We start from the raw sequence: 4,841 nt of genomic DNA on the forward strand, positions 1-4,841 counted from the left end.
AATCCATTGAGTATTAGCTCCGGGCAATCTGATACGCGTGAACGGCTGCGCCAACTGTACCCGCTGCGTTACGTAGTTCAGCTGGCTTAACGGGCACTTTCACGTCAATGACTTCTTCGTATTTACTGAATTTCTTGCTGGCACCTCCGCCCAAAATGATCAGATCGGGGTTGACAACCCGGGCGAGGTAGTGTAGATACTCATTGAATCTTTCCCCCCACTCTGTCCAGCTTAAGTCATTGATCTTCCGGGCTTTGCTCGAAGCATAAGCCTCTGCTATATCGCCGTGAAGCCGCATATGGCCGAATTCGGTATTAGGGACAAGTTTGCCATTGATGAACATCGCGGAGCCCAGTCCGGAGCCTATCGTAATTAAGACAACCACGCCATTTTGCCCCTTGCCAAGGCCAAAGCGCATTTCCGCCAATCCTGCAGCATCTGCATCGTTGAGCACCTCAACAGGGTTGTTGCACGCAAGAGAAAAAGATTCAATCACATTCGTTCCAATCCACTTCTTACTGATATTAGCGGCAGAATGCGCTTCACCTTGTTTAATGATGGCAGGGAATCCGCAACCAATGATGCCTTTGTAGTTGTGCATGCGAACCAGCTCCGCAAACGTCTCAGATACCGCTTCGGGGGTGGCCGGCTGCGGCGTTTCCAGCCGGAGCCGCTCGGTTTGGAGGGCACCTGTATTAACGTCTACTACAGCACCTTTAATGCCGGAGCCGCCTACGTCTACGCCCAAAATAAGATTGCCTGTGTACATATGTTTTTCATTTTTCCTGCATAAAAGCCTTCCGGGGCCTCAAGTTCGAATAAGCAAACCGGAGCCATGGAACTCTTAATCTGGTTCCGGTTTGCCAGTTGTATTGTACCGGCCCGCCTACCGGATGAGCCGAATCTTCATTTTCAGGTCCTCTTTTGGACGGTCTCTTGGGTCTGTCGGCACTGCTGCCAGTTTGTCCAGGACTTCAAAGCCCTCCACCACCTGCCCGAATACCGTATAGCCCCGGTCGAGAAATGGCGTGCCTCCGTGCTCCAGGTAAGCTTCCTTTTGGCGGGTCGTATACCTAAAGCCTTTCTGTGCTTCCAATTGGGCAAGGTCTTGTTCTGTTACATTTCGCCCGTGCACAATATAAAACTGAGAACCCGAAGACCGCTTTTGCGGGTTCACTGCATCACCGGTACGTGCTGCAGCTATAGCGCCCTTGATATGGACCAGGGAGTCTGCAAATTCTGCCGGAATGGTATACCCCGGGCCACCGGACCCCAATGCCTGTCCTGAGGGTGCATCCTTTGAATTAGGGTCCCCTCCTTGTATCATAAAGTTCTCAATGACCCGGTGGAACAGCAGCCCGTCGTAGTAGCCTTCCTGCACCAGCTTGACGAAATTGTCCTGATGCTGAGGGGTCGCATCGTATAATTCTACGAGCATACTGCCGTGTATGGTTTCAATTTCGACCAGGCAGATTTCCGGTGGGGCAATAGAAACTGCTTGTTCGGTCACCCTCGCCTTGCCTTTTTCATTAATGGCTTTTAAGGAGATGGTATAGTTGCCGGACTGCCGGTAGGTATGGCTGGGCTCTGCCAGTTCGGAGGTGTTGCCGTCTCCGAAATCCCACTCATAGGTCGTAGCGTTTTCTGACTGATTGTCAAAAACGATGGGGGAGAGCACTTTCTCTTCACCCTGCAGGCTGAAATTGGCCACCGGCCGCGCACAACTGCCCATGATGATGGCCAGCACTACATATAATAAAGGTGTCCTTTTCATCAATCAACCAATTTTACAGTCATGCGGACATCTCTGACCGGGCGGTTGGCCTGACCAGTCGGTACCGCAGCAATTTTATCAATTACGTCCAGCCCTTCCACGACTTCCCCGAAGACCGTATACTCCCCGTCAAGTACAGGAGAACCGCCAACTTCGAGATAGCGCTGCCGTTGCTCCGGCGTGTAGTTCTTGCCAAAATTTTGCTCCAGGTTGTCCATGTTTTCTTCAGTCAGAGGTTTTCCGTCCACGATGTAAAACTGAGAGCCTGAGGACTTGCGTTCCGGATTCTGTCTGTCCCCGAGCCGGGCTGCAGCAAGTGCGCCTTTAAAATGCAGTGCGCCAATTTCAGCAGGTAACGTGTAGCCCGGGCCGCCTTGTCCAAGCATCTGATCAGGGGCTGCGGTTTTGGAGTCCGGGTCGCCGCCCTGAATCATAAAGTCCTGAATAACGCGGTGGAAGAGCAGGTCATCATAGAAGCCTTCCTTTGCCAGCTTGATGAAGTTGTCCCGGTGCTGTGGAGTGGAATTGTACAGCCTGACTTTCATGTCACCGTATTCTGTACTTATGACAGCATAGGTGAAACCATCACCTTTCGGTGTACATTGCAGAAGGCCAGTTGATATGGCCAGCGTAGTTAAGAAAATAAGGAGATAACTTTTCATACGTTTGGTGTTATTCGTCTTCTAATCCGCCATTTTCCAGTTCAAGTTCCCGGAAGTATTGAATGGCATATTCTTTGAGTAGGTTTTCCTGGGCTTCCAGCCCCTGAGCTTCCACCGGGCGCCGTAGCTCGTAGTGGGGCCAGCCATCAGCATCTCTGCCTTTAAAGGCATAATGCCCGCCGTAACTCAGCAGGCGGCACACCGCGATATGCATCAGGTCTTGTTTTTCCTCTTTAGTGAAGGCTTCCTGCCACCGCCCCAGTTCTTGTATGCCTATCAGGAATAGTATGGCATTGAGGTCCGGAAGGTCCGTTCTGTCAAAGGTTTTTTTGACCAGGTGCCTTACGCGTAGCCATTCATAATCCAGCTCCCACTCCTTCATGTCACTTTTTTGAGGCGTAAATATACTTTACACGATTTGGTTTTATGCTACAGAAAACCGGCAATAATTGAATTAGCCAAAGCTTGATGCCTTACCGGCGATAACGGGGGTGGTATTGGAGCAGGGTCTCCCGCAGGTATTCCGTATCCATATGAGTGTAAATTTCTGTAGTGATGATAGATTCATGCCCAAGCATGTCTTGTACTGCTTTAAGATCTGCACCGCCTTCTATGAGGTGGGTCGCAAAGGAGTGCCTGAAAGTATGAGGGCTTACATTTTTCGGCAAGCCGGCATCCCGGGCAGCTGCTTTCACAATATTGAACACCATCACCCGGCTTAGCCCTGCTCCTCTGCGGTTAAGAAACAGGATGTCTTCCTGCCCCCGCCTGATGTTCATCTGCCCCCGCCGGCCTCCTTCCAGGTAGAGCTTTATATGTTTGGTGGCGGCCTCGCCTATCGGAACGACTCTTTCCTTATTGCCCTTGCCCACTACCTTTACAAAGCCAATATCAAGGTACAGGTCGGAACGGCGCAGGCCAGTGAGCTCGCTTACGCGCAAACCACAGGCGTAAAGGGTTTCCAGAATAGCCCGGTTACGCTGCCCCAGTGGATGGCTGAGGTCTATCGCCTCCAACAACAGGTTGATCTCTTCGTAAGTGAGTACCGTTGGTATTTTTCGCCCGAGCTTTGGGCCGTCAATATGCTGGGTGGGGTCGGCGCTGGTGAGGTCCTCCAGCACCATATACTTATAAAAGGTCTTTAGGGCAGACAACAGGCGTGCCTGAGAACGTTCTGCAAGGCCCAGCCCCGATAGCCAAACCAAAAAGGCTTCAAGATGGTGCTGTTCCACTGAAGCGGGCCCGCAGTCGTATTCATGAAGTTCCAGGAATCGGACGAGCTTACTTAGATCGCTCAGATAGGCTGATACGGTGTGCTGCGAAAGGGATAACTCGAGCAGCAAATAGGCTTCGAACCCCTTTTGAAAGCTTTTCCATTTTTGAGCGAGGTTACCGGACAATGCCACAAGTTTTGCTTGGTGAGCCCTAAAATTATTAAATGATGGCCTTAAATATGGATTTTTTAAATTAAATGTGTAAATTTGTAATCACTAAAAATGACAACAGCGCCTTTTCTAAGGCATCGAAGATATACAAGAATGTGCATATTTGTTTAATGTTGGAGGGTCGAAATCTAGATGATTTCGGCCTTCGCTTTTTTAGTGCCTACCCTTTTTGCAGTTACCACAGACCTTGCCGCCTTTCCCGTAAAGTTGATAAAAGTCAACCGTATTTTTGTCACTTATGTAAAAGAGTATTTTGATTTAATAAATTGAATTTAAAGCATTTGTGTATATTTTAAATCAAATAATAAGTTGATTGGAATGTCACAAATGTATTATGTTATTCATTTTTATTTTTGTGGTCATCAAAAACTGTCTTACATTTGTATCGAACAGAGAATGTTCCTCCTTACCAATCCTAATGATTCCCCTTTAAAAGTATGGTTTCCCCTTTGCGGGACCTTGAGTCTTTATTGAGCTCGACACTCCGTCTCTTTTATCCCGTCCAGGATACAAGGACTCAATATTGCTCAGGATTCCCCTCAGAAGAGGAATATTGTTAAAAGCATTTAACGGTACACTAACACAAACACAACACTTAAACCACCAAGAGGTAGGTATAAGTCATTCAGGTGCGCCAGAAATCAGGCTTTAAGGTTTCCAAGACTGATGAAGCCAGGCTTTCTTCCTGATTTGACGAGTACTTTCAAATTACCTCTTTTCTTTCCAGTTAAATGCTTCATAATGATTCCCCGGGGTGAGCTTAGCTCACCTGTTAGCATTGTGTGTTTTGTCAAAGCCTTTTGGCAGCGGCAGGGCTTACACTCCATTGCTTGCAACCAAGCATCTGGAAAGGGTCGGTCTATGTACCAATTTCACACAGTGCAAATTAATCAGAACACCTTGTTTGATAAAGGAACGGTAGTAAGTCATTATCGGTCAATCACATTAATTAATTGCACC

General features: G+C 48.5%; 5 protein-coding genes. All 5 read right to left on the bottom strand.

Features of this window, described 5'->3' with window-relative positions; all coding sequences use genetic code 11:
* Nucleotides 1-13: 13 nt before the first annotated feature.
* Complete coding sequence (gene ppgK / locus ACO08I_RS19745; protein ID WP_044220245.1) at nt 14-769, bottom strand: polyphosphate--glucose phosphotransferase; 756 nt, start codon at nt 767-769, stop codon at nt 14-16.
* Between the two features lie 117 nt (nt 770-886).
* A complete protein-coding gene (locus tag ACO08I_RS19750; protein ID WP_282777572.1) occupies nt 887-1,774 on the bottom strand; it encodes a peptidylprolyl isomerase in 888 nt (295 codons plus the stop codon).
* Nucleotides 1,774-2,436 carry a peptidylprolyl isomerase gene (locus ACO08I_RS19755; protein ID WP_044220251.1) on the bottom strand — a complete coding sequence of 221 codons (663 nt, stop codon included), beginning with the start codon at nt 2,434-2,436 and terminating at the stop codon, nt 1,774-1,776. Before ACO08I_RS19755 ends, ACO08I_RS19750 begins: the two co-directional genes overlap by 1 nt.
* Before the next feature lie 10 nt (nt 2,437-2,446).
* Entirely contained in the window at nt 2,447-2,818 is a 372-nt protein-coding gene (locus ACO08I_RS19760) for a hypothetical protein (RefSeq protein ID WP_282777575.1), read from the bottom strand.
* A gap of 91 nt (nt 2,819-2,909) precedes the next feature.
* A complete protein-coding gene (xerD, locus tag ACO08I_RS19765) occupies nt 2,910-3,836 on the bottom strand; it encodes a site-specific tyrosine recombinase XerD (RefSeq protein ID WP_282777577.1) in 927 nt (308 codons plus the stop codon).
* Between the last annotated feature and the right edge of the window lie 1,005 nt (nt 3,837-4,841).

The sequence above is a fragment of the Phaeodactylibacter xiamenensis genome, assembly GCF_965229835.1.
In the GTDB taxonomy this organism is placed as follows: Bacteria; Bacteroidota; Bacteroidia; order Chitinophagales; family Saprospiraceae; genus Phaeodactylibacter; species Phaeodactylibacter xiamenensis.